This is a genomic window from Paenibacillus sp. SYP-B3998, from assembly GCF_010820665.1.
Classification (GTDB): Bacteria; Bacillota; Bacilli; order Paenibacillales; family NBRC-103111; genus Paenibacillus_E.
In genome coordinates this window covers 127023-146263 of sequence record NZ_JAAIKC010000003.1, presented here as the reverse complement: position 1 = coordinate 146263, position 19241 = coordinate 127023, and the positions used below count along the sequence as shown (strand labels likewise).

Genomic DNA, 19241 nt, shown 5'->3' with positions numbered 1-19241 from the left:
CGTCATAATGGTCGAATCAATTCCGAAGCGCCTTCCCTTTGGAAAGCATATATTGCATGCGCTGCTGCGTCTTTGGCTCGCCACAAAGGCTGAGAAACGCTTCTCGCTCTAAATCAAGGATATATTGCTCTGTGACATAAGTGCCTGCTGGCACATTGCCGCCAGCTAATACATGGGCAAGCTTATTAGCAATCAATTGATCGTGTTCACTGATGTAGCCTCCTTGCCGCATGGTGTATGCGGCAATCTGCATAACCGCTTTCCCATTTTCTCCAACAACACGAATTTTTTCTTGGGACTGGGGTTTATAGCCTGCGCCCTCCAAACGAAGCACGGCTTGCTTCGCTTCATATATACGATAATCTGAATTAACCACAACCGTATCTTGCGCGCGCATGTAACCAATGCGCTTTGTATCATGACCGCTTGTGGACACTTTAGCCATGGCAACCGTTTCGAAAATCGCTTGAACGAATGGCTGTAGATCCACATCAGGATCATTTATGTGCTGACTTGCCCGAAGGATCAATTCTTTACAGCCTCCTCCTGCTGGAATTAATCCTACGCCCACCTCAACGAGCCCAAAGTAAGTTTCAGAAGCATATATAATTTGATCCGCAGGCATGCATGCTTCCACGCCCCCACCTAAAGTCATCTTATGAGGAGCAGCGACAACCGGCTTTTCCAATCCTTTGAGCTTCATCATTGCATTTTGAAACAGTCGGATAATGCCATCGACTTCATCCCATTCACCGTCTTGGGCTTCCATGAGAAGGAGCATCACATTAGCGCCTACGCAAAAGTTTTTACCCTCATTCGCCACAACCAAGCCACGAAAGTTACTACGAACCTCATCCACGCTTTGTCCAATCATCGTTAAAATATCTGCGCCGATCGCGTTGTTAGGAGAATGAAATTCGAGACAAGCGATACCATCTCCGATATCGATTAAGCTTGCACCGCTGTTTGAACGAATGACTTTATTTTGCTGCTTCAGCGCGGTCAAAGAAATCAGCTCCGGCCTAGTCTCCACCCCACGATATTCATTTTTCAAATAATAGAACGTGTTCCCCTCACGATTTTGATAAAAGCTTTCGTTCCCAGAGGCAATCCACTCTTTCACCCAGTTAGGGACAACGTTGCCCTCTGCCTCCATTCGCTCCACAGAACGTCTCAATCCGATGGCATCCCAAGTCTCAAAGGGCCCAAGATCCCAGTTAAAGCCCCATTTCAGCGCATTGTCGATCTCAACAATCGAATCAGCAATCTCACCAAGCTTCTCAGCGGAATAGATCAATACTGACTTCAAAATGTTCCACGCTAAATCGGAATACCGATCCTTGGCGCTAAGGAGCGCTCTCAACTTCGCTGTTGTTCCCTTCGCTTGCTTGGTTGCTTCCAGCGAGACGGAACTTATTTTCCGACTAGCGACGTATTCCATCGTAAGCAGGTTAAGCGCTTGAATCTCCTTACCTGCTTCCGTCTTCACCTTTTTATAGAACCCTTGGCCCTGCTTCTCCCCAATCCAGCCCTTCTCCACCATACGGCGGAGAATTTCAGGTGTCTGAAAGACCGCTCTTTCCTCAGCCTCTGCAACAAGATCAAACACATTGTTAGCTACATGCACGAAGGTATCGAGTCCAACCAAATCCAGTGTGCGAAATGTCGCGCTTTTCGGACGACCCATGGCTGGCCCTGTAACTGCGTCTACCTCTTCAACCGAATAGCCATTTGCTAGCATTTCACGCAATGTAACTAGAAGTCCATACGTCCCAATTCGATTGCCTATAAAATTCGGCGTATCTTTCGCTCGAACAACGCCTTTTCCTAACGTTTTCTCGCAAAAATTGGTCATAAAGTCTACGATATCTGGGTCTGTCCCCTCACCTGGAACAACCTCGAGCAACTTCATATACCGGGGCGGATTAAAAAAATGGGTGCCTAGAAAATGCTTTTTAAACGCAGCGCTCAAATTTTCAACCATCGCGTTTATGGAGATTCCTGAAGTATTGGAAGAAACAATTGTTCCTGGCTTCCAAACCGACTCCATTCGGCGGAACAACTGCTGTTTCACCTCCAGCTTTTCCACGATGACTTCGATAATCCAATCCACACCGCTTAATCTTTCAAAATCATCTTCGAGATTACCAGGGGTAATACGCTCAGCGAAGGCATCGCTATATAGCGGAGCTGGATTCGTTTGTTTAAGTTTTTCAATCGCGTTGACGGCGAAACGATTGCGCACCTTAGGAAGCGTTAATCCAGCCGCTTCTTCTTGGGGCAGTAATTGAGCAGGCACGATATCGAGCAATAGGACAGGAATACCAACATTAGCTAAATGGGCGGCAATACCGGAGCCCATAACTCCGGAGCCAATAACGGCAGCAGTGCGGATTGTTGTCATGTAGGGGGTTACCTCCTATAGTTAGGTTTACAAGGATTTTTCGGGCATTCCAAAGACAGATAATGCAAGGATTTCAGCGATATCACGCGCTTTTACCTGGTCTTCAACCTCCTTTAGCTTCGTACCATCCTCTACCATCGTTAAACAATACGGACATGCAGAGCTAATTATAGTTGGATTTACCGACAGCAGCTGCTCCGTCCGAGCCACATTCACACGTGTACCAGCCGTTTCCTCCATCCACATCATGCCGCCGCCTGCCCCGCAGCACATGCTGTTTTCGCGAGAGCGTGATTGCTCGACCAATTCGATACCTGGAATTGCTTTAAGCACATTGCGTGGTTGTTCGTACACTTCGTTGTAACGCCCTAGGTAGCAGGAATCATGATACGTAATGCGCTCGTCAACTTGGTGACTCGGCTTCAAAAGCCCCGCTTTCACCCATTGATCCAACAGCTCAGTATGGTGGTAAACGTCCGCCACCAACCCAAACTCGGGGTATTCCTTTTTGAATATATGATACGTATGCGGACAAGTAGTTACGATTTTCTTAATGTTATACTTTTGAAAAGTCGCAATGTTATCCGCACACAGCTGTTGGAATAAGAATTCATTCCCCATTCGGCGGGGCGTATCTCCCGAATTTTTCTCCTCGTTACCCAGAATAGCAAATGATATGCCCGCTTCATTCATCAGTTTAATGAATGCGTGAATAATCTTCCGACTGCGGTTGTCATAAGAACCCATTGAGCCTACGAAAAGGAGATATTCAAACTCCGGTTTCTCTTTCACTGTTTTTACGCCCAGCTGATCCTCCGGATCTACCTCCTTCACCCACTTCACGCGGTCATTTCGGCTGATGCCCCACGGATTGCCTTGTCTTTCGATGTTTTGCAAAGCTCGCTGCCCGTCATGCGGCATACTGCCTTGCGTGAGTACAAGATGTCTGCGCAAATCAATGATTTTATCCACGTGTTCATTGCCTACCGGACATTGATCCTCGCAGTTGCGGCATGTCGTACAGGCCCAAAGCTCCTCCTCAGTAATGACGCCACCGATTAATTCCACATTTAAGGGGTTACCTTCACTGTAACCCGCAAATGCGAAGGCAGGTACCCACGGTGATTTCGATGTGATGGCTGCTCCTTTTTCCGTCAAATGATCGCGAAGCTTCGTAATCAGATGCATGGGCGAAAGCATCTTGCCTGTCGAATGAGCTGGACACATGCTCGTACAGCGGCCACACTCAACGCAGCTGTAGAAATCCATCATTTGCTTTTGGGTAAACTCTTCAATCTTGCCTACTCCGAACGATTCTGCACTTTCATCCTCCAAGTCTAGGGACGCCAACTTTCCTACAGGTTCCGTTCGACGCAGTAAAATATTAATTGGCGCTGTAAGGATGTGAAAATGCTTTGACTGTGGTACATAGATGAGAAATGCTAACAAAATGAGTAGATGCATCCACCATCCCGTATAAAAGCCAACTGTCGCACCCGTATGCGACAACCCGCTGAAAACCCCTGCAAATAAAGAAGAAAGCGGCGCGAATCCTGAAGCTCCTACACCATCACGCACTCTTTCAAAACCACCACTTACCAAAACGGAAAGCATAAGGAAACAAATGAAAAAAACAACAATACTTGGTTTCCAGCCACGTTTCAACCGTTTTAATTTCTCAATATAGCGTCGATAGGTTGCATACCCCATTGCAAACAAGATAAGGGCAACCGTAACCTCTTGCATCAGGGTAAAGTAGTCATACCCGGGAATTGGTAACCCTTGGCCAATTAATCCTTTCAAAATAAGATCAAGCGCTCCGAGCTGCAAAATGATAAAGCCGTAGAAAATAACAATGTGCATAATGCCACTCTTTTTGTCTTTCAACAGCTTTGTTTGTCCGAACACCTCAATGGCGAACTTTTTCAGACGCGCTTTCGCTTCTTTCTTTACATACACTGGTTTACCGAGTCGAATGTACAAGTAGCGGTGATACACAACTTTGCCGAATAGATAGACCGCATACCCGGTAACCGCAAGAAACAAAATAAACTGAATGAGTGAACCACTCATAAGGATCGCTCCTCCTTAGCCTTTTCGTTGAAATACTTCACGCTCAGATTACTCGCCCCAAGATAATAAAGCGCTTTCATTACATGTTCGTAAAAAAGCATATTCAATTGGATCGTTGCTCCGTTAATGAAAAATGCTTCTTCACACAGCTGTAACCCGCAAATTCTTCTACCTGGCTTCGTTTCGCGCAAGAAGTCGTTGACAAGGTGTACCACGTATTTTATGATGAAATTAGAAAATGAATGAGTATTCATTCACCGATATTTGTATTCTAACATCGAGGTGATCCGCTTGACAAGTAGCAAAAAACCAGACAAGTATTACGCGATTCTCGAAGGCGCTCTGAAAGTATTCGCTGAGAATGGTTACCACAAATCCCAAGTGTCGCGCATTGCCAAGGAAGCGGGTGTTGCAGATGGAACCATTTATCTCTACTTCAAGAAGAAGGAGGATATCTTAACGAGCTTATTTCAAGAGAAGCTTGGCGAGCTTGTAGAGAAGTTTACTCAGGGTCTGAACAATCAGATGACTGCTAAAGAAGCTCTACAGAAAGTATGCGAAATCCACTTCTCCGAATTGGAAGGTAATATTCATCTGGCTTATGTGACGCAAATCGAATTAAGACAGAGTGATCTGGATCTGCGCAAAGAGATTGGATTAGCGCTCAAGAGATATATTGTACTCATTGAAAATATACTTGAAAAAGGTAAACGAGATGGCAGCTTCCGCACCGACTTCGATGTAAAACTCGTTAGGCTCCTTATATTTGGAGGCATGGATGAAGTCGTCACTTCTTGGCTCATCTCTGGACAAAAATATTCGTTAACCGCTCAAGTTATCCCTACGATTGACTTTTTTATGAAAGGCATCGAGTCTTGAATCCCTGTATGACATGTATATTCAGAAAGGAGCTTGACTATGGACATTTTTGTATTGTTGAAGCAAACGTTTGATACAGAGGAAAAAATCACGCTTCAAGATGGGGCTATTGGCGAGGATGGCGTGAAATTCGTCATCAATCCTTATGACGAGTACGCGGTTGAACAAGCGATTCAAATTCGCGACGAAGTGGGAGGCAAAGTAACCCTGCTGTCCATTGGGCCTGAACGGACAGCCGAAGCGCTGCGCACTGCCCTTGCCATGGGCGCAGATGAAGCCGTCCTCATCACTGATGAACGTATTCAAGGTGATGAGTTCGAAATCGCAGAGATTTTGGCTGCTTATTTGCGCGAGAAATCCTTTGATTTACTGCTTGGCGGTAACTTCTCCGTCGATAATGGAGCAGGCCAAGTCGCTATTCGCTTAGCTGCGTTGCTTGGTTTACCTCATGCAGCTTCGATAACGAAGCTGGAACTAGCTGATGGTAAAGCCATTGCCCACCGAGATGCGGAAGGCGACGAGGAGATCATTGAGGTCCCTCTCCCTGCACTCTTCACTGCTCAACAAGGATTGAACGAGCCTCGCTACCCTTCGTTACCTGGCATCATGAAAGCGAAGAAAAAACCGTTCCAGCAGCTATCGCTAGATGACATTGGCGCTGCGGCTACAGTCGCAAAAACGAAGCGTATGGAGCTAAAATTACCGCCAGAACGTAAGGCTGGCCGTATTCTCAAAGGTGAAATCCCGCAGCAAGTCATTGAGCTTGTGCATGCACTTCGTAATGAATCCAAAGTGATTTAAAAGGAGGAGATATCCATGGCAAAAACATTTCTCGCTGTTGCAGAAGCTCGCAGCGGCAAGCTTCGCCAAGTATCCTTTGAAGCGTTACGCGCAGCGCAGCTCTCCGCGAATAGCGAAGACGTAATCGCGGCTGTGCTGCTTGGAGGCGCTGGGAGTCAAACATTAGCGAGCGAACTTGCCGCTTATGGCGCCGACGCGGTATATAGCGTAGCAGACAACGCTCTCGACCATTATAGCTCGGAAGCTTATTTGAATGCTCTGCTGGCGGTCACTGAATCCGTTACGCCCAGTGCCATCTACTTCGGTCACACGGCGATAGGCCGAGATCTTGCTCCTTTGACCGCAGCGAAGCTTGCGGCCGGCCAGCTCTCCGATGTAACGGCTATCGAACGCAGCGGAGATCAAGTGCTGTTCACCCGACCGCTTTACGCCGGTAAAGCCTTAGAAAAGAAAGCGTTTACCGATCCCGAGGGGCCTTGGGTCGTAACGATAAGACCGAACAACATCGCAGCTTTAGAGCCTGACGCATCACGTCAAGCCCAGGTTATCGATGTTGGGTATCCGGCTTCCTCCCTACGCTCCATCGTCCGGGAGGTCGTGAAGAAGACTTCCGGCACCATCGATTTGGCTGAGGCCAAGATTGTTGTTTCCGGCGGAAGGGGCGTGCGCAGCGCCGATGGCTTCCAGCCGCTTGAAGAGCTGGCTGCCGTCTTGGGCGGCGCTGTCGGCGCTTCTCGCGGAGCCTGCGATGCGGGTTACTGCGAGTACGCGATGCAAATCGGCCAGACTGGCAAAGTTGTGACGCCGGAAATCTACATCGCATGCGGCATTAGCGGCGCCATCCAGCATTTGGCGGGGATGAGCAGCTCGCGTGTCATCATCGCGATCAACAAGGACGCCGAGGCGCCGATCTTCAAAGTCGCCGACTATGGCATTGTCGGCGATCTGTTCGAAGTCGTTCCACTCCTAACTGAGGAATTCCGTCGTTTACTCCAGTAGATGGTCATGACATCACCCTTTTGATTGTTCATAGACACAAAAAGCACCTCTGGAATCACTTTGCGTGATCCAGAGGTGCTTTTCCAATCCAATTCAAAACTTTCTCAAAATCAACTCCAATGGCCCGGCCTTAAACTTAATCTTCCATGCTAGAGAAAACATAATTAAAGCTACAAAGTAGGCCACTGCGTACAACGTAGAGAAGATTAACGAACCATTTTCAAGATAGCCAAACAATTTAAGAGTACCAAGACCAACAACGACATGCGTCACATAGTGAGTCAGGGCCATCTGCCCCGTCTGTATCAATGCATTGATGACGCCGCGAGCATGCTTGCTTTCAGCAAGATAAAGACATAATAAGATCACGAGAATAGCTGAGCTTGTCGCTGAGAACATATAAAAAAGATTAGGTGGCATCGGCTTAGTTTGAAATAAATACACAGCAATTTCCGTTCCGAAGAATGTGCTTCCTACCTTCAAAGCAGCTGCCGAGAGCAATTCGCTTCCAATCCATGAAAAGAGCGAAATGAGAAGCCACTTTTTCCGAATCGTGAAGTCAGTCATGTTTAATCTACTGAACCACATGCCGACTAAAAAGAAACAAAACCAAGGGATCGCAGGATGAAAACCATTAAACCAAGTATTTCTCATAAACCCATTTACAGTCCAGAAATCCAAATAAGTATGAAAAGAAGAATCCCAACCTGCTGAATAATTGTAATGAAACAGACACCATTGCGCGCTTACCCAAATCGTAATAGCTGTACCGAGCAGGATTTTATTCGAAGCGCGTATAAGAAATGAGGCCAAAAATAAAAACAACGCGTAGTAATGTAAAATGTCTGCATTCCATCCAAAAAGGATCAATAAAAACCCGAGAATAAGCAAATAAACGGATCTTTTCCAGACCCTAACCCTCATCTCTCTCAGTTGTTCCTTATTCCCTGATCTTGCTTTCCGTGTCATAATCGTGAAACCAATTCCTGCTAGAACAACGAAAACAGCGGCAGCCCTTCCCTCGAATAGACCAGCGAACCATGATAACCACGGTGGGCCGCTGCCCTCAGCGCCCATTGCTAGTTTATAGTTTACAATCATCATGCCTAATATGGAGATGGCTCTAGCCAAATCCAGTCCCGTAATTCTTTCACCACTCATACTGACACCTCTTTTCACAATTGTTCCACACTATACCGCCACAAACGTTCGTAATCAAAAACAAGTTCTAAAGTCATATAGTTGTCAATCTGATCAATGAGGAGTGTTAGCATCTCAGCTTTTACAGCTATATCCTCATCGCCCATTACACCAAGACTAACCCCGTGCTTCAACAGAACTTCAAAACCATTTTTATAAGTGTCTACAACCTCTTTTACAGCTTCCATAACTCGTTCGTCTCTTGTACTTTGAATCATGAACTCTTTCATCAACAACGAGTATTCGGGATGCTCACGTTGTTCCTGAATCATTTTCAGGCCGCATGCTATGAATTGATCTTTGAAATTGACTGCGGAAAAATTTGAAATCGGGAAATAAGTTTCAAACCGAATCTCCTTGCATACTTTTTGGAGCAGCGCATGAAATAAGGCATCCTTTGAAGAGAAGTAATAATAAAGCGCGGGCTTTGTAATATCTACTTCCTTGGCAATCATAGCTAAGCTCGTCTTGTCAAAACCGTATTTGGCAAACAGTCGATACGCTTCGCTTAAAATTAGTTCATAAGTGTTTATGAGATTTCGCTCCTTTTTTCTACTTACCGATAGGTAAAATAATACCCAACATTTTTTGTTTTTGCAAGTTAAATAATTCCGCCTTTTATTTAATTCCCAACCAATCGAATAGTATTGCCGCGCATCACTACATGGCTACTCAAGTGCTCGCTCATCAAATGGCCGCAGAAAATGAAACCACTATTCATCGTACACCTGCGAATTAGGCTGATCACATTCGAGAAAAAATCGATCGAAGCCTACGGTTCTTTTCATCTCGAGGTTCAGGAGCTTAATGGGCAGGAAAATCGCGTTTATGTACGATGGAAACAAACCAGCATTCACAAGGGAGAAGTTGATGGCTTTGCACCAACTGGGAAAACGGAGGTCGAGATCACCAGTGCTGTGTATCAAGAGGAAAGTAAAATCGAGGAATATTGAATAATCGATCGCCAAGGTTTCCGCATACAACTTGAGCGGAACGCCTAGTCCCATCAAAAAAGGCTGCTCCGTTGTAGATTTTCTCTACAATTGGAGCAGCCTTCCTTATAGCAATTGAGTATCCGCGTACACCTTCATCGCGTCGCGCAAAAATTCAGCTAGCTGAGGATGGTGATTATCGTACATCGTCTTGAAATCTGGACTTTCCACATACATGTGACCTAGTCCCTGGTAAACTTCTTTCGTAGGCGTGTAGAATTTGCTCACAATGCCAAAATGAAGCCCCACCAATTGTTGTACCTCTTCATCCGTCACTTGCGCTCCTTGGGTGATCAGCACTGCAAATTGCTTATGCAGCTTCTCAAAGCTACTTTGAACGGCTTCATAGTCCTCTTTACTCCAGCTTCCTGTTTTATTTTTACTTTCGTCCAATGTTTTACTGCCATGTTTCTCTATGATTTCTTGCTCGTATTTCGCTTGCTTTTCTGTATCAAATCCTTTGTAGAGCTCCTCGTCTTTCATGTCCAATTCTCCCTTCAAATGATCAATCGTTTTATCAATGGTTAACAGTAATTGATCCATCCGCTTTCTCTTTTGCCTGACAAGTTGCTTATGGTTTTCCAGTGCTTCCAATTGATTAAAGGTATCGCTTCGCATCATTTCCACAATGTCGTTCAACTGAAAGTCCAACTCGCGGAAAAACAAAATCTGCTGCAATCTCAGCAGTTGAAGCTGTTCATAATACCTATATCCGTTCTCGCCATAAAAATCTGGCTTCAGCAGCCCAATCTCATCGTAATAGTGAAGCGTTCGTACGCTAACTCCCGTTAACTGAGCGACTTCTTTTACGGTGTAAGCCACTTTCCATCACCTCCTGATAGCTACTCTAAGGGATCACGCAACGTTAGAGTCAATACATAAAAAGAAAAGACGACCCTCAGTCGCCTTCTCTCCACTATTACTTATTTACTTGCTTCTCCAGCCAACCGAGTATATCCTGCATCACTTCATCTCGGTTCACCTCGTTGAGCATTTCATGCCGCCCACCTGCGTATATCTTGCTACTCACATCTTTCAAGCCAAGAGATTTATACATGGCGATTAATTTGCGCACGCCTTTTCCATAGCCACCCACGGGATCATCATCCCCCGAAAGCACAAATACCGGTAAATCCTTCCGTACTTGATTAACATGCTCAGGACGATGAATCTCCTTCAATCCTTTAAAAAAGTCTCTAAAGTATCCCGAAGTAAAGACAACTCCACAAAAAGGATCAGCTTCATACGCATCTACTTCTTTAGGATCTCTGCTCAGCCAATCTGAAGGTGTCCGGTTAGGCGCATGTTTTTTATTAAATGCCCCGAAAGAGAGCGCCGTGATTAGCTTGCTCCGATGATGATCCCCGCGAAGTGCCGCTTCTAATGAGGCTACAGCAATTCCCGCTTGGAGCGAACCGCCCTCTTCCCCATTAGAACCTGATAAAATGATGCCTTGTACATGTAAGGGATATTTATTCACATAGGATACCATATAGTGCTGTGTTAAAAACGAACCCATGCTGTGCCCAAGTAGGAATAATGGTACATCTTCGCTGTACAAAGAGCGTAAATGCCCGGTAATTCCCCCCATATTTTGCACCATGCGGTGAAAACAGTCCTTCCCGAACTTTCCTACTTGTTCTGGCGTGCCAGCTGTTAATCCGTGACCTAAATGGTCATTTGCATATACAGCGTACCCTTGTGCGGTCAAAACGGCAGCCAAACGCTCATAGCGAGCAGCGGTTTCTGACATGCCATGAGCGATTTGAACAATTGCCTTTATAGGTTTCTGAGGATCAGGCAGCCATTCATATACATAAATATCTATATGTTGTGAATCTTTCCAAACGAAATGCTGTTTTTGCATATGTTTCCCCCACTACTATCAATATACCCTAAGTATACTGCTTCTTTGTTAAGAAAACAGCCCCCTTTCCGAAGAAAGAGGGACAACCATTATCCTGTATTTTCCTGCGAAGCAGCTAGGCTTTATTAGATTGTTTAACAGCTTTTACTGCCACTAGCGGAGTTTGAGCCGATGCGGAGTCGAACCTTTTTCTCTCTGTTTTATCGATTTGAGCGATTTTCCCGTCATGTACAACAATTTGTACCGAACCGTATTCCAAGCCGTTTAACATCTGTTTAATCCGATCTACCCATACTTCATCTAGTTCCAATGGTTTCGCCATGCCGATTCCTCCGCTCATATTAAATCGTCCAATCATTCCAATCTTTTTTCCTCTTTTGTGTAAAAGCCAGCCATTTCACAGATTTCTCCAGCAGCTCTGTTGTAGATCTTGAGGTTGAATACGTATGATCAGCTTGAAACACAAGCTCAATATCACACTGGCCTTCTTTACGTATCCAGAACATCTTCTGATACAGCGGTGCATAATCAACAGGTATAATTTCATCAGCTGTACCGTGAATCACAAGGACATCGCCGTTAAATTTACGAAGCTGCTCGAAAGGCTGATGTTGAGAGAGAGAGTCGAAGAAACGGCTCGTTAACAAATATCCATGATGATCAATCGATCCGCCAAGTGGTAATTTCTCGTATTCGCCCTTGCCTACTATACGCACAATGTCGTTGTGGGGATGAGCAACAGCCGACCATAACAATAGCGTTTTGACACGATGATCCTTGGCAGCAGTTAATACGGCAACCGCTCCGCCTAAGCTGTGACCGACCAAGACGACTCTACTAAGATCGACGCAATCAATCGTTAACGCGTAATCAATGACGCTTCGCGTTTGGTCGATCAGCACATCAAGTCCGCCAGCTCCATAATCGCCAGTGCTTTCACCGCATCCTCCATAATCGAAACGAAGGACCAAATATCCTTGAGAACTGAACTCACGAGCTGCTTTCACAAACAGCCGATCCACCCCAATCCGACTTCCGATGAAGCCATGACAGATGATGATGAGCGGCCAGCGCTGACAATCCGCTTGAGTGGCTCCTGATTGATTCGTCGGGTAGTGTAGCGTTGCGGCCAAATCTGCGGTCTCGCTTTGTATTGTGATTGCATGCTCCATGATACAGACTTCCTTTCATTGTGTTATATGAACTGGTTGCAGAGCTAGTCTCCATCGCCAGCATTTAGCGTTTCCAGCTACAGGGAACGATATCCGATTAACAACCCCTCTCCATAGTCCAATACATCCTAACTGAATGAATGAGCTGATTAGTCTGAAATGAGTGCTATCGTTCGTCGCCGGTAGTCCGGTAGATAATAATAAATAATTCCGATAAGATTAGTGAGATTTATTCATAAACCCATATTAGCATCCCCTCGAAAAGGTGTCAATCCTGATTTTAGCATATTTTGGGGCCTCATGTGACCTAAATAGACTTTTGCACATATGCTAGTTTTGACAATAAAGAAGGTCATTGGAGGTTTGTTATTATGTATTGGGCAACTCCACGTTCACTCCCATCTGGTCTGTTTCTTACCCACAAGCATTAGCTTTGATAAATGAAGCCGTCCAAGGCGAACGAAATGACGAATTGTTCTATGATGAACTTATCAAGCTTGCCCCGAACCCTGAGCAAGCCTCCATCCTTACATCCATACGCGACGATGAGCGTGGTCATAATCTGATGTTCCGAGGTATGTATAAAGAAATGACAGGTCACGAAATCACGGGCATCAGCAATGAACAATATCAGCGTGTAGAGTCTTACTCCGCAGGATTGCAACGGGCTCTTCAAGGTGAATTGTCCGCAGTGGAAAAGTACCGACAAATATGGTTTGGTCTGCCCGTGGGTATTTATCGGGATACCGTATTCGGAATTATTTTAGATGAATTAAAGCATGCAAGCAAATATAATTATTTGTTTACTTTAAATCAAACAGCCAAAAAGTAGTTAAAAAGTACATAAACGAGCCATTAGAATTCCTTCTAAGGCTCGTTTATGTCTTCAGGAAGACCATGAAGTCTCTCCGAAAGCTTTGATATAACAAAAGCTACCTGTTTTCTATACGCCCACTTTCCTCAGTGAGCTTTCAATCGGAGTTATTTCTTCTTATGTTGTCGTTAAATAGCAGGCGCCGTAAATGTCCTTTTTTCTTTGCCATCATAAATGACAGCCGTCCGTTTCGGAATGATATCATGATTACTTGCCGTGAAATCATTCGTCGAAAAATTAACGACAATCGTTAAATCCGCCCCATAGGATGTAGACTGAACGAGGTTATCTGCGGAGAGACTCGTATAAGCGGTCATTTCCTGCTTGATCGCTTTCTCATGCATCGGCGACCAGACGGCCAAATAAGGAACAATCCACTGTTTGTTTTTCTCCCATGTTGCATCGTCCAACTGATACAGAGGGGGGACGTTGTAAAGGAGCTCTTTCAGCATCCTTGTACCGATCTGATCTTTAATCTTCAAACTCCCCCACTCCCAATGATGGGTTGTGATGACCGAATTGTTGTAAACTAGTTTATATAAGGGAAGTGAGTAGACAGGGTCAATGTACACTTTTAAATATTCATCTTTAACGGGCACCTGCTTCCCATATCTCTCCGGCACATCCCCTAACGGGGTCCAATATCCTCCTACATAATAGGGGCTGTTTTTATTCGTTCTCATATCCGGATCGCCCCATTTAATAACAGGCGTCTCAATGCCGTGTGCATATGCAATCGTCGAGCTTGCATAGTCATTGCCGGATTCCGATCCGATAACCAACTTTTTCTCATCTCGAATAAAAGTCATTCTTGCCAGTTTAGCTTCCATATCCTGTTTCTCTGTCATCGTGTGGTCAGGCGCATAGTCGTCATGGAATTCCCCTGCCGCGTCCACATCTATGAACCAAGAATTGAAGGGAATTCCGGTGCTTAGAATCGTATTCATCCGCTCTTTCACACTTGGCAATGACAACATCGGGTTCAGAATTCTCCCTTTTCCAAGAAAACCCGTTCGCTTCTCTCCATTCTTTTTGGACATTGTCGCTTTCTCATAAAGGCTCTTATCTTTAAAAATAGCCGTATTCCAATCTGGGTTTTCTTCTTGATGAATGGAATGGTACGAGTCATACGCCGCGATAAGATAGCCGCTCTCATTGGCTTGTTTTACGAAATCAGGCTTCTTGTAAGCGGCCGTCCAGTTCGGAAGTCCTAACCAAGCATGCTTGATTCCCGCATCTTGCAATTTCCCAAGAAGCTCTGTCGAATCTTTGGAGCCCCATGCCTCAACAGGAGCGGCCGCAGCGCCTAGTTTGCTTTTCAATACCCTCTTATTCAAATCGTACAGTTCGACTTCATTTATATGCTCCAAGCCACGATCCACATACTTGCGCGAAACTTCATCCAGTTCGGTGAAAATACCACGATTATAAAAGTCTTTCTCCCTTAGTACACGATTCAGGCCACTTATAATCGTTTTCTTTTGATAGTCGTCTACATAATCCTGTTTGCGTATTTCCTTGAACGACTTCGCTTTCTCTTGCCCATCCTCGTCCACCTTCAAGAGCAGCGAAACGACCCAGTCCATAAAAGGTTTATCTAATTTCGCCTTCAATTGGCTCCATTGGATGTCTTTATTTGATAAAAACGATTGATTCCATACATAAATGTGTGGAGCCCCATACAGCTTCTCAATATTTTGATTTTTCGCTGCCTTCTCAGCGAGTGTCCTAAACTCCCCTTTTTCTTGAATGAATCTTTTATAAAGAGACGCAATACTGACGGGATTGTTGTCCGTTACATAGATGCGGAAGCTATAGGTTTTATCAGGATCGACAGTCGAAAAATCGTGGGACAATGCAAATGAAATATGGGGATTCGTGTCAAAATTAACCGTATTGCGAAAGCTATTTTCGACAATATATAACACTGCATAGTTGTTTTTATTCAGCGCAAAAAAACGCATGGAAAAAGCTTCGCTAAACGACATGCTCTCATCCTTCAAAAAGGAAATCCAGTCCGGATCGTTGCTCGGAATTCGCTTTCCCTCTCCCAAGGGGAGCATATAGCTAGTTCCGCTTACTTTCGGCCATGTAAATGTTTCTGCCCCTGTCGACGTCAGGGACACTTGCAGGTGATCGGTCACGCGCTGAATATTAACCTTCATCTGATCATCCGGGTAAGTCCACGAGAAGCGATCTTTCTCTTTTTGCAGGTCAATTACCTTACGCTTGGGCAAAGGATCTGAAGCAATCTCGCGATGTCCCTCCTTCTCAATCGTTATTTCAAACGTCTCAGGATCAACATCAAATGCAAAATTAGCTGAACTTGCCGCTGGATGAGTTTGACCTTCATCGGAAGCAGCATCAGGGCGGATCTCTGGATTACTGCTTTCGCATCCGCCCAAAATTAGGATTAAACAGAGCAAACACCAAATCAATCTTAACCAAGTTCTCATCACAACCTCCAGAATCTATTCATATTTTCAATATACAACGTATAACGATGTACTATAAAGCAAGAAGTCCTCCTAAAGAGAACTTGGGTGCTTTCCTAAACTTCTTTCCACCTTAGCGAATAAGTTTAAGCCGGTAGCGCTGCATAAGTGCAATGAAGGCCCGATACACCCCATACCCCACTACGCCACCTAACGTATTTAACATCAAATCATCCACATCAAAACTTCCCAGTGACCAGATATACTGTACGCATTCAATCCCCATACTGCTAATAAATACAATAAACACCAGGCGGTGAGCATTTTGCATGGATGAGAATAGCAGAGGAAGCAACAAACCTAGCGGCATAAATACAGCCACATTTCCAAGTAAATTATAAATCATTGTCGTTGCTCTATAATGATCGTGATGAATAAGATAATCGCTTAAAGTATGAAAGGGTTTAAGATTTTGAAACGCTTCGGTAGATTTTGTATACCCGTACGACATCATCTTTTCTTTCCAGTTTATCATGAACGTTCGACGACTCCAGCGATCGCTCGACAGCAGCATTAAATAGCCAGCGACCAACACATAAAACGAGAGGATTCCAACAATCCATTTGCGTATGTAGGAATCAATAAGAGGTAGGGATTCTGATAACTCCTTGGCAATCCGTTCCGCAGCTCCGAATCTGGCAATGGCCATGGAAGAAGCATTCTCCTCGTCAACTCCCTCCTCCATTATGATATCTGATCGCAGCGCCTCTAAATGATCCCTGAGCTCATCTCTGATATCTTGCTTTCCCCGTTTGGAACATGGTAAGCGACTCACAATCTCCTCGATGTAGCTTTCGAAAGCGTTCAACTTACTCAACTCCTTTATTGCAAAGTGCAACCAGTTGGCTCAGCGTCTGCCAATCTTTCATTTTATTCTGAAGCTGGGCTTGACCATCCTTCGTGATGCGATAATATTTCCGTCGCCCGCCTTCATTCGCTTCTCCCCAATACGATTCGACCGCTTTCATTGTCTCTAATCGTTTAAGCGCTGGATACAGTGTCCCCTCGCCGATCTCGTACACTTCATTACTTTTTTCCCGAATAATTTTGGCCAGTTCGTAGCCGTATTGATCCTTTTGGGCAATAAGTGATAATAACAAGAAATCAATACTTCCTTTCAATAACTCTTTATTCATGTGACTCCACCTCCGATGACATAAAAAGATGATATCACAATATACATCGTGTTACAAGGGTAGGAGGAGTAGACGGCTGATCGATAACCACATTTGGTAGAAACTGATGGAAAATGACTAGCATAATACTCTTGCAGCTCATGTGTGGTAAAGTCACTATGCTTATTGATAACTAAAAAAGCAGAAGATTAGCTCTCCTGCTTTTACTAACATCTATTATTGCGTCACGGTGATCTCATAAATATAAGCAACATTACCGTTAACATCTATCGTGTATATACTTGTTTGTCCAGGGAAATTTGCTCTAGCAAAGCCGCTAGTAGTTACACTAACAGCACCGTTACCATTTCCCACATAAAATTTTAAAGGAGCTGAAAAATTATCTAACTGGCCCGTCCAACCCACCTTAACGTTTAGATATACTGTTCCAAGATAAAGCGGATTGACTTGTTCGCTGCTGATATTAATTTTAGCGCTGTTGCTTTCTGCAGCGGATGCCCCGCCCGCCAACATAGTTAAAGAAAGAGCTGTAATGAGAGAAGCTGTGACAAACTTTTTCATAAGAAATCATCTCCTAAAATATGTAATATAACTCTTGTTGAATATATCATACACCAAATAATATAACAATAGTAATATATAATCTTCTATACCTTTTTTTTCTATATTTAATATTCTAAAACCAGTCAAAAGCGCACACCGCTGCCTAAGCCGCGACGCACGCTTTATTATCCTATTTACACCTTAATTTTCCACAACGAAATGGCATGCACAGGATCCCATTCCGTTTTTGCGCTATGTGCTTGAAGACATTTGTAGGAGATTCCTTTGTAAGTAACCAGATCATTCACTTGGTAGGTTCGATTAGGAGACCAAACCGTTTCTCCTGCTTGAATCCCGTTCCAACCATGCGGGAGTTGGTCGATTAAGCCGATGAGTTGATTCGAAATAGATTGATGATCATTCACATCTGGATGCCACAAACATGCGTTTAAACCGATTCCACCGAAGTAGAAGTAATGAACCCGGCTGTCTCCCCTTGCATGCTCTTCATCTACAATTTCTTGTGTATATTGACTATACACATTGTCTGGCCAAAGATAAGTTGCGCTAACAATAATATCTGTATCATTCCCATATTTGCCTCTTAATTTATCGATGAAACCATGATAAGCCGATTTATAAGCTGCTTTTAAAGTTTCTGGCGTATACGGCTCGTTAGGCTGAAGAGAGGTTGAGAAGTCGTTAACTCCGAGCTCGATGACAACAACTTGCGGCTTCCAATCTCCAAAATTGTTCCAGACGTTACCTTCAGTCTCCAGTAGCGCTCGATCATAGTAAGTTCGGTAATTAATATCTGGACTCGCGCCCGAATAATTGCGTACCATGCCTGTGCCCGAATATCCGTTGATTTGGTAATCCGCACCATAGTGACCTGCCGTCAGGACGCCAAATGAAAGGTTTGTATCTGTATTAGCTACGGTTTGTTCATAGGTACACTCGCGTGTATTGGCTAAATTGCCGAAGCCTACCGTCCATGAATCACCGATAAACTCGATCTGTCTTGCAGGCGAAGGTGGAGGATCAAGCAATGAACCTCCTTCTGCTGGCACTAAACCTTCAAATCTGCCACTGTTCCATGTGGACTCGGATACCTTAGATAATTTAATTGTGTGCTGCCCATTACTTAATCCATTAATCCAATACGTCGTTTTACCTGGGTTGACGAGTTTCGTATGGAAGGCGCCATCGATTTGGATGTTATACCGATTAAACCAATCGTTTAAACGGATGCCGATTCCAGTGCCCGTGAAATTAGCCGTAAAATAAATCCCTGGCCAACTATAGGCCACAGCTGTGCCCTCTTGCTGTAAACGTCCACCAGCCTGTGAGTAGGTCAATAGATCTGTTTTCTTCCAAATTGCCGGGGTATTCGCGGGCTCCCAACCTGTTAAGGATTGATGAGATTGCAGGCACTCATAATAACTGCCTTGAAACGTCACGATTGCTTTTACCTCATAAAAGGTATTCGCTGCCCATTCCTTAGGTTCATTGGCAGGATTCGATGCAAAAGACAATACAGGAAGCATAGCAAATAGCACCAGAAACATGAGGCTCACCATCAGCCATTTGCGACTTTTTTTAACAACTTCATTCATCATTCACAACTCCTTTTCTCCAATTCATCGGATAACCTGACAAATGACAGCGCTATCATTTCTAATTTCAATGTACCATCACTACCATTCACATACACCGACATTTATTTGGACAACACCGTAACGGTTCATTTCGGCTTTCTTTTCGGTCACCGAGAAGAAGCAGGAAAACGAGTGCAAATGAAGAATA

Annotated in this window: 18 protein-coding genes; 5 read left to right on the top strand and 13 right to left on the bottom strand. The window is 44.5% G+C overall.

Annotation, left to right across the window (positions count from 1 at the left end; translation table 11 throughout):
- Positions 1-16 precede the first annotated feature (16 nt).
- Together GK047_RS11020 and GK047_RS11015 are read right to left on the bottom strand one after the other, a co-directional pair.
- On the bottom strand, positions 17-2404 hold the full coding sequence (locus GK047_RS11020) for a 3-hydroxyacyl-CoA dehydrogenase/enoyl-CoA hydratase family protein (protein WP_163945768.1): 2388 nt from the start codon (positions 2402-2404) through the stop codon (positions 17-19).
- 27 nt (positions 2405-2431) lie between these two features.
- Entirely contained in the window at positions 2432-4477 is a 2046-nt protein-coding gene (locus GK047_RS11015) for a (Fe-S)-binding protein (RefSeq protein WP_163945766.1), read from the bottom strand.
- Between the two features lie 291 nt (positions 4478-4768).
- On the opposite strand from GK047_RS11015, the gene GK047_RS11010 reads away from it, so the two are divergent.
- From GK047_RS11010 to GK047_RS11000, 3 genes are read left to right on the top strand one after another with little or no spacing between them, the layout of a single operon-like run.
- Positions 4769-5356, top strand: coding sequence for a TetR/AcrR family transcriptional regulator (locus tag GK047_RS11010; protein ID WP_163945763.1), 588 nt, complete (start codon positions 4769-4771; stop codon positions 5354-5356).
- Positions 5357-5395: 39 nt separating this feature from the next.
- Positions 5396-6157 carry an electron transfer flavoprotein subunit beta/FixA family protein gene (locus GK047_RS11005; RefSeq protein ID WP_163945760.1) on the top strand — a complete coding sequence of 254 codons (762 nt, stop codon included), beginning with the start codon at positions 5396-5398 and terminating at the stop codon, positions 6155-6157.
- A 15-nt stretch (positions 6158-6172) separates the two neighbouring features.
- Positions 6173-7156 carry an electron transfer flavoprotein subunit alpha/FixB family protein gene (locus GK047_RS11000; RefSeq protein WP_163945758.1) on the top strand — a complete coding sequence of 328 codons (984 nt, stop codon included), beginning with the start codon at positions 6173-6175 and terminating at the stop codon, positions 7154-7156.
- A 93-nt stretch (positions 7157-7249) separates the two neighbouring features.
- Here GK047_RS11000 and GK047_RS10995 read toward each other — a convergent pair whose 3' ends face one another.
- Complete coding sequence (locus GK047_RS10995) at positions 7250-8317, bottom strand: DUF418 domain-containing protein (RefSeq protein ID WP_163945755.1); 1068 nt, start codon at positions 8315-8317, stop codon at positions 7250-7252.
- 14 nt (positions 8318-8331) lie between these two features.
- A complete protein-coding gene (locus GK047_RS10990; RefSeq protein WP_346010333.1) occupies positions 8332-8871 on the bottom strand; it encodes a TetR/AcrR family transcriptional regulator in 540 nt (179 codons plus the stop codon).
- Positions 8872-9060: 189 nt separating this feature from the next.
- Between GK047_RS10990 and GK047_RS10985 the strand changes: the two genes are divergently transcribed.
- The gene (locus tag GK047_RS10985; protein ID WP_163945751.1) at positions 9061-9309 is read left to right on the top strand and encodes an ester cyclase; all 249 of its coding nucleotides are present in this window, start codon (positions 9061-9063) and stop codon (positions 9307-9309) included.
- A 105-nt stretch (positions 9310-9414) separates the two neighbouring features.
- Here GK047_RS10985 and GK047_RS30345 read toward each other — a convergent pair whose 3' ends face one another.
- The 4 genes from GK047_RS30345 to GK047_RS10965 form a co-directional block, all read right to left on the bottom strand.
- Complete coding sequence (locus GK047_RS30345) at positions 9415-10170, bottom strand: TipAS antibiotic-recognition domain-containing protein (RefSeq protein WP_163945748.1); 756 nt, start codon at positions 10168-10170, stop codon at positions 9415-9417.
- Between the two features lie 97 nt (positions 10171-10267).
- Positions 10268-11215, bottom strand: coding sequence for an alpha/beta hydrolase (locus GK047_RS10975; protein WP_163945745.1), 948 nt, complete (start codon positions 11213-11215; stop codon positions 10268-10270).
- 115 nt (positions 11216-11330) lie between these two features.
- Complete coding sequence (locus GK047_RS10970; protein ID WP_163945742.1) at positions 11331-11537, bottom strand: YezD family protein; 207 nt, start codon at positions 11535-11537, stop codon at positions 11331-11333.
- 19 nt (positions 11538-11556) lie between these two features.
- The gene (locus tag GK047_RS10965; protein WP_163945739.1) at positions 11557-12387 is read right to left on the bottom strand and encodes an alpha/beta hydrolase family protein; all 831 of its coding nucleotides are present in this window, start codon (positions 12385-12387) and stop codon (positions 11557-11559) included.
- Positions 12388-12763: 376 nt separating this feature from the next.
- Here GK047_RS10965 and GK047_RS10960 point away from each other — a divergent pair, with 376 nt between their 5' ends.
- Positions 12764-13219 carry a ferritin-like domain-containing protein gene (locus GK047_RS10960; RefSeq protein WP_240343899.1) on the top strand — a complete coding sequence of 152 codons (456 nt, stop codon included), beginning with the start codon at positions 12764-12766 and terminating at the stop codon, positions 13217-13219.
- Between the two features lie 170 nt (positions 13220-13389).
- On the opposite strand, the gene GK047_RS10955 is transcribed toward GK047_RS10960, so the two are convergent.
- The 5 genes from GK047_RS10955 to GK047_RS10935 all read right to left on the bottom strand — a co-directional run bounded on the left by GK047_RS10955 (position 13390) and on the right by GK047_RS10935 (position 19054).
- Entirely contained in the window at positions 13390-15717 is a 2328-nt protein-coding gene (locus GK047_RS10955; protein WP_163945732.1) for a glycoside hydrolase, read from the bottom strand.
- A gap of 112 nt (positions 15718-15829) precedes the next feature.
- On the bottom strand, positions 15830-16564 hold the full coding sequence (locus tag GK047_RS10950) for a VanZ family protein (RefSeq protein WP_163945729.1): 735 nt from the start codon (positions 16562-16564) through the stop codon (positions 15830-15832).
- Between the two features lies 1 nt (position 16565).
- A complete protein-coding gene (locus GK047_RS10945) occupies positions 16566-16892 on the bottom strand; it encodes a PadR family transcriptional regulator (protein ID WP_163945726.1) in 327 nt (108 codons plus the stop codon).
- A 216-nt stretch (positions 16893-17108) separates the two neighbouring features.
- Positions 17109-17453 carry a BLB8/JUQZ-1 family protein gene (locus GK047_RS10940; RefSeq protein WP_163945723.1) on the bottom strand — a complete coding sequence of 115 codons (345 nt, stop codon included), beginning with the start codon at positions 17451-17453 and terminating at the stop codon, positions 17109-17111.
- A 176-nt stretch (positions 17454-17629) separates the two neighbouring features.
- Positions 17630-19054 carry a carbohydrate-binding protein gene (locus GK047_RS10935; RefSeq protein ID WP_163945720.1) on the bottom strand — a complete coding sequence of 475 codons (1425 nt, stop codon included), beginning with the start codon at positions 19052-19054 and terminating at the stop codon, positions 17630-17632.
- Positions 19055-19241 lie beyond the last annotated feature (187 nt).

What these genes read in the sequence shown, in the direction of transcription:
- GK047_RS11020 (WP_163945768.1), bottom strand. Translation starts at nt 2,404, where the DNA reads ATGACAACAATCCGCACTGCTGCCGTTATTGGCTCCGGAGTTATGGGC.
- GK047_RS11015 (WP_163945766.1), bottom strand. Translation starts at nt 4,477, where the DNA reads ATGAGTGGTTCACTCATTCAGTTTATTTTGTTTCTTGCGGTTACCGGG.
- GK047_RS11005 (WP_163945760.1), top strand. Translation starts at nt 5,396, where the DNA reads ATGGACATTTTTGTATTGTTGAAGCAAACGTTTGATACAGAGGAAAAA.
- GK047_RS11000 (WP_163945758.1), top strand. Translation starts at nt 6,173, where the DNA reads ATGGCAAAAACATTTCTCGCTGTTGCAGAAGCTCGCAGCGGCAAGCTT.
- GK047_RS10995 (WP_163945755.1), bottom strand. Translation starts at nt 8,317, where the DNA reads ATGAGTGGTGAAAGAATTACGGGACTGGATTTGGCTAGAGCCATCTCC.
- GK047_RS10985 (WP_163945751.1), top strand. Translation starts at nt 9,061, where the DNA reads ATGAAACCACTATTCATCGTACACCTGCGAATTAGGCTGATCACATTC.
- GK047_RS10975 (WP_163945745.1), bottom strand. Translation starts at nt 11,215, where the DNA reads ATGCAAAAACAGCATTTCGTTTGGAAAGATTCACAACATATAGATATT.
- GK047_RS10970 (WP_163945742.1), bottom strand. Translation starts at nt 11,537, where the DNA reads ATGGCGAAACCATTGGAACTAGATGAAGTATGGGTAGATCGGATTAAA.
- GK047_RS10965 (WP_163945739.1), bottom strand. Translation starts at nt 12,387, where the DNA reads ATGGAGCATGCAATCACAATACAAAGCGAGACCGCAGATTTGGCCGCA.
- GK047_RS10955 (WP_163945732.1), bottom strand. Translation starts at nt 15,717, where the DNA reads ATGAGAACTTGGTTAAGATTGATTTGGTGTTTGCTCTGTTTAATCCTA.
- GK047_RS10945 (WP_163945726.1), bottom strand. Translation starts at nt 16,892, where the DNA reads ATGAATAAAGAGTTATTGAAAGGAAGTATTGATTTCTTGTTATTATCA.
- GK047_RS10940 (WP_163945723.1), bottom strand. Translation starts at nt 17,453, where the DNA reads ATGAAAAAGTTTGTCACAGCTTCTCTCATTACAGCTCTTTCTTTAACT.
- GK047_RS10935 (WP_163945720.1), bottom strand. Translation starts at nt 19,054, where the DNA reads ATGATGAATGAAGTTGTTAAAAAAAGTCGCAAATGGCTGATGGTGAGC.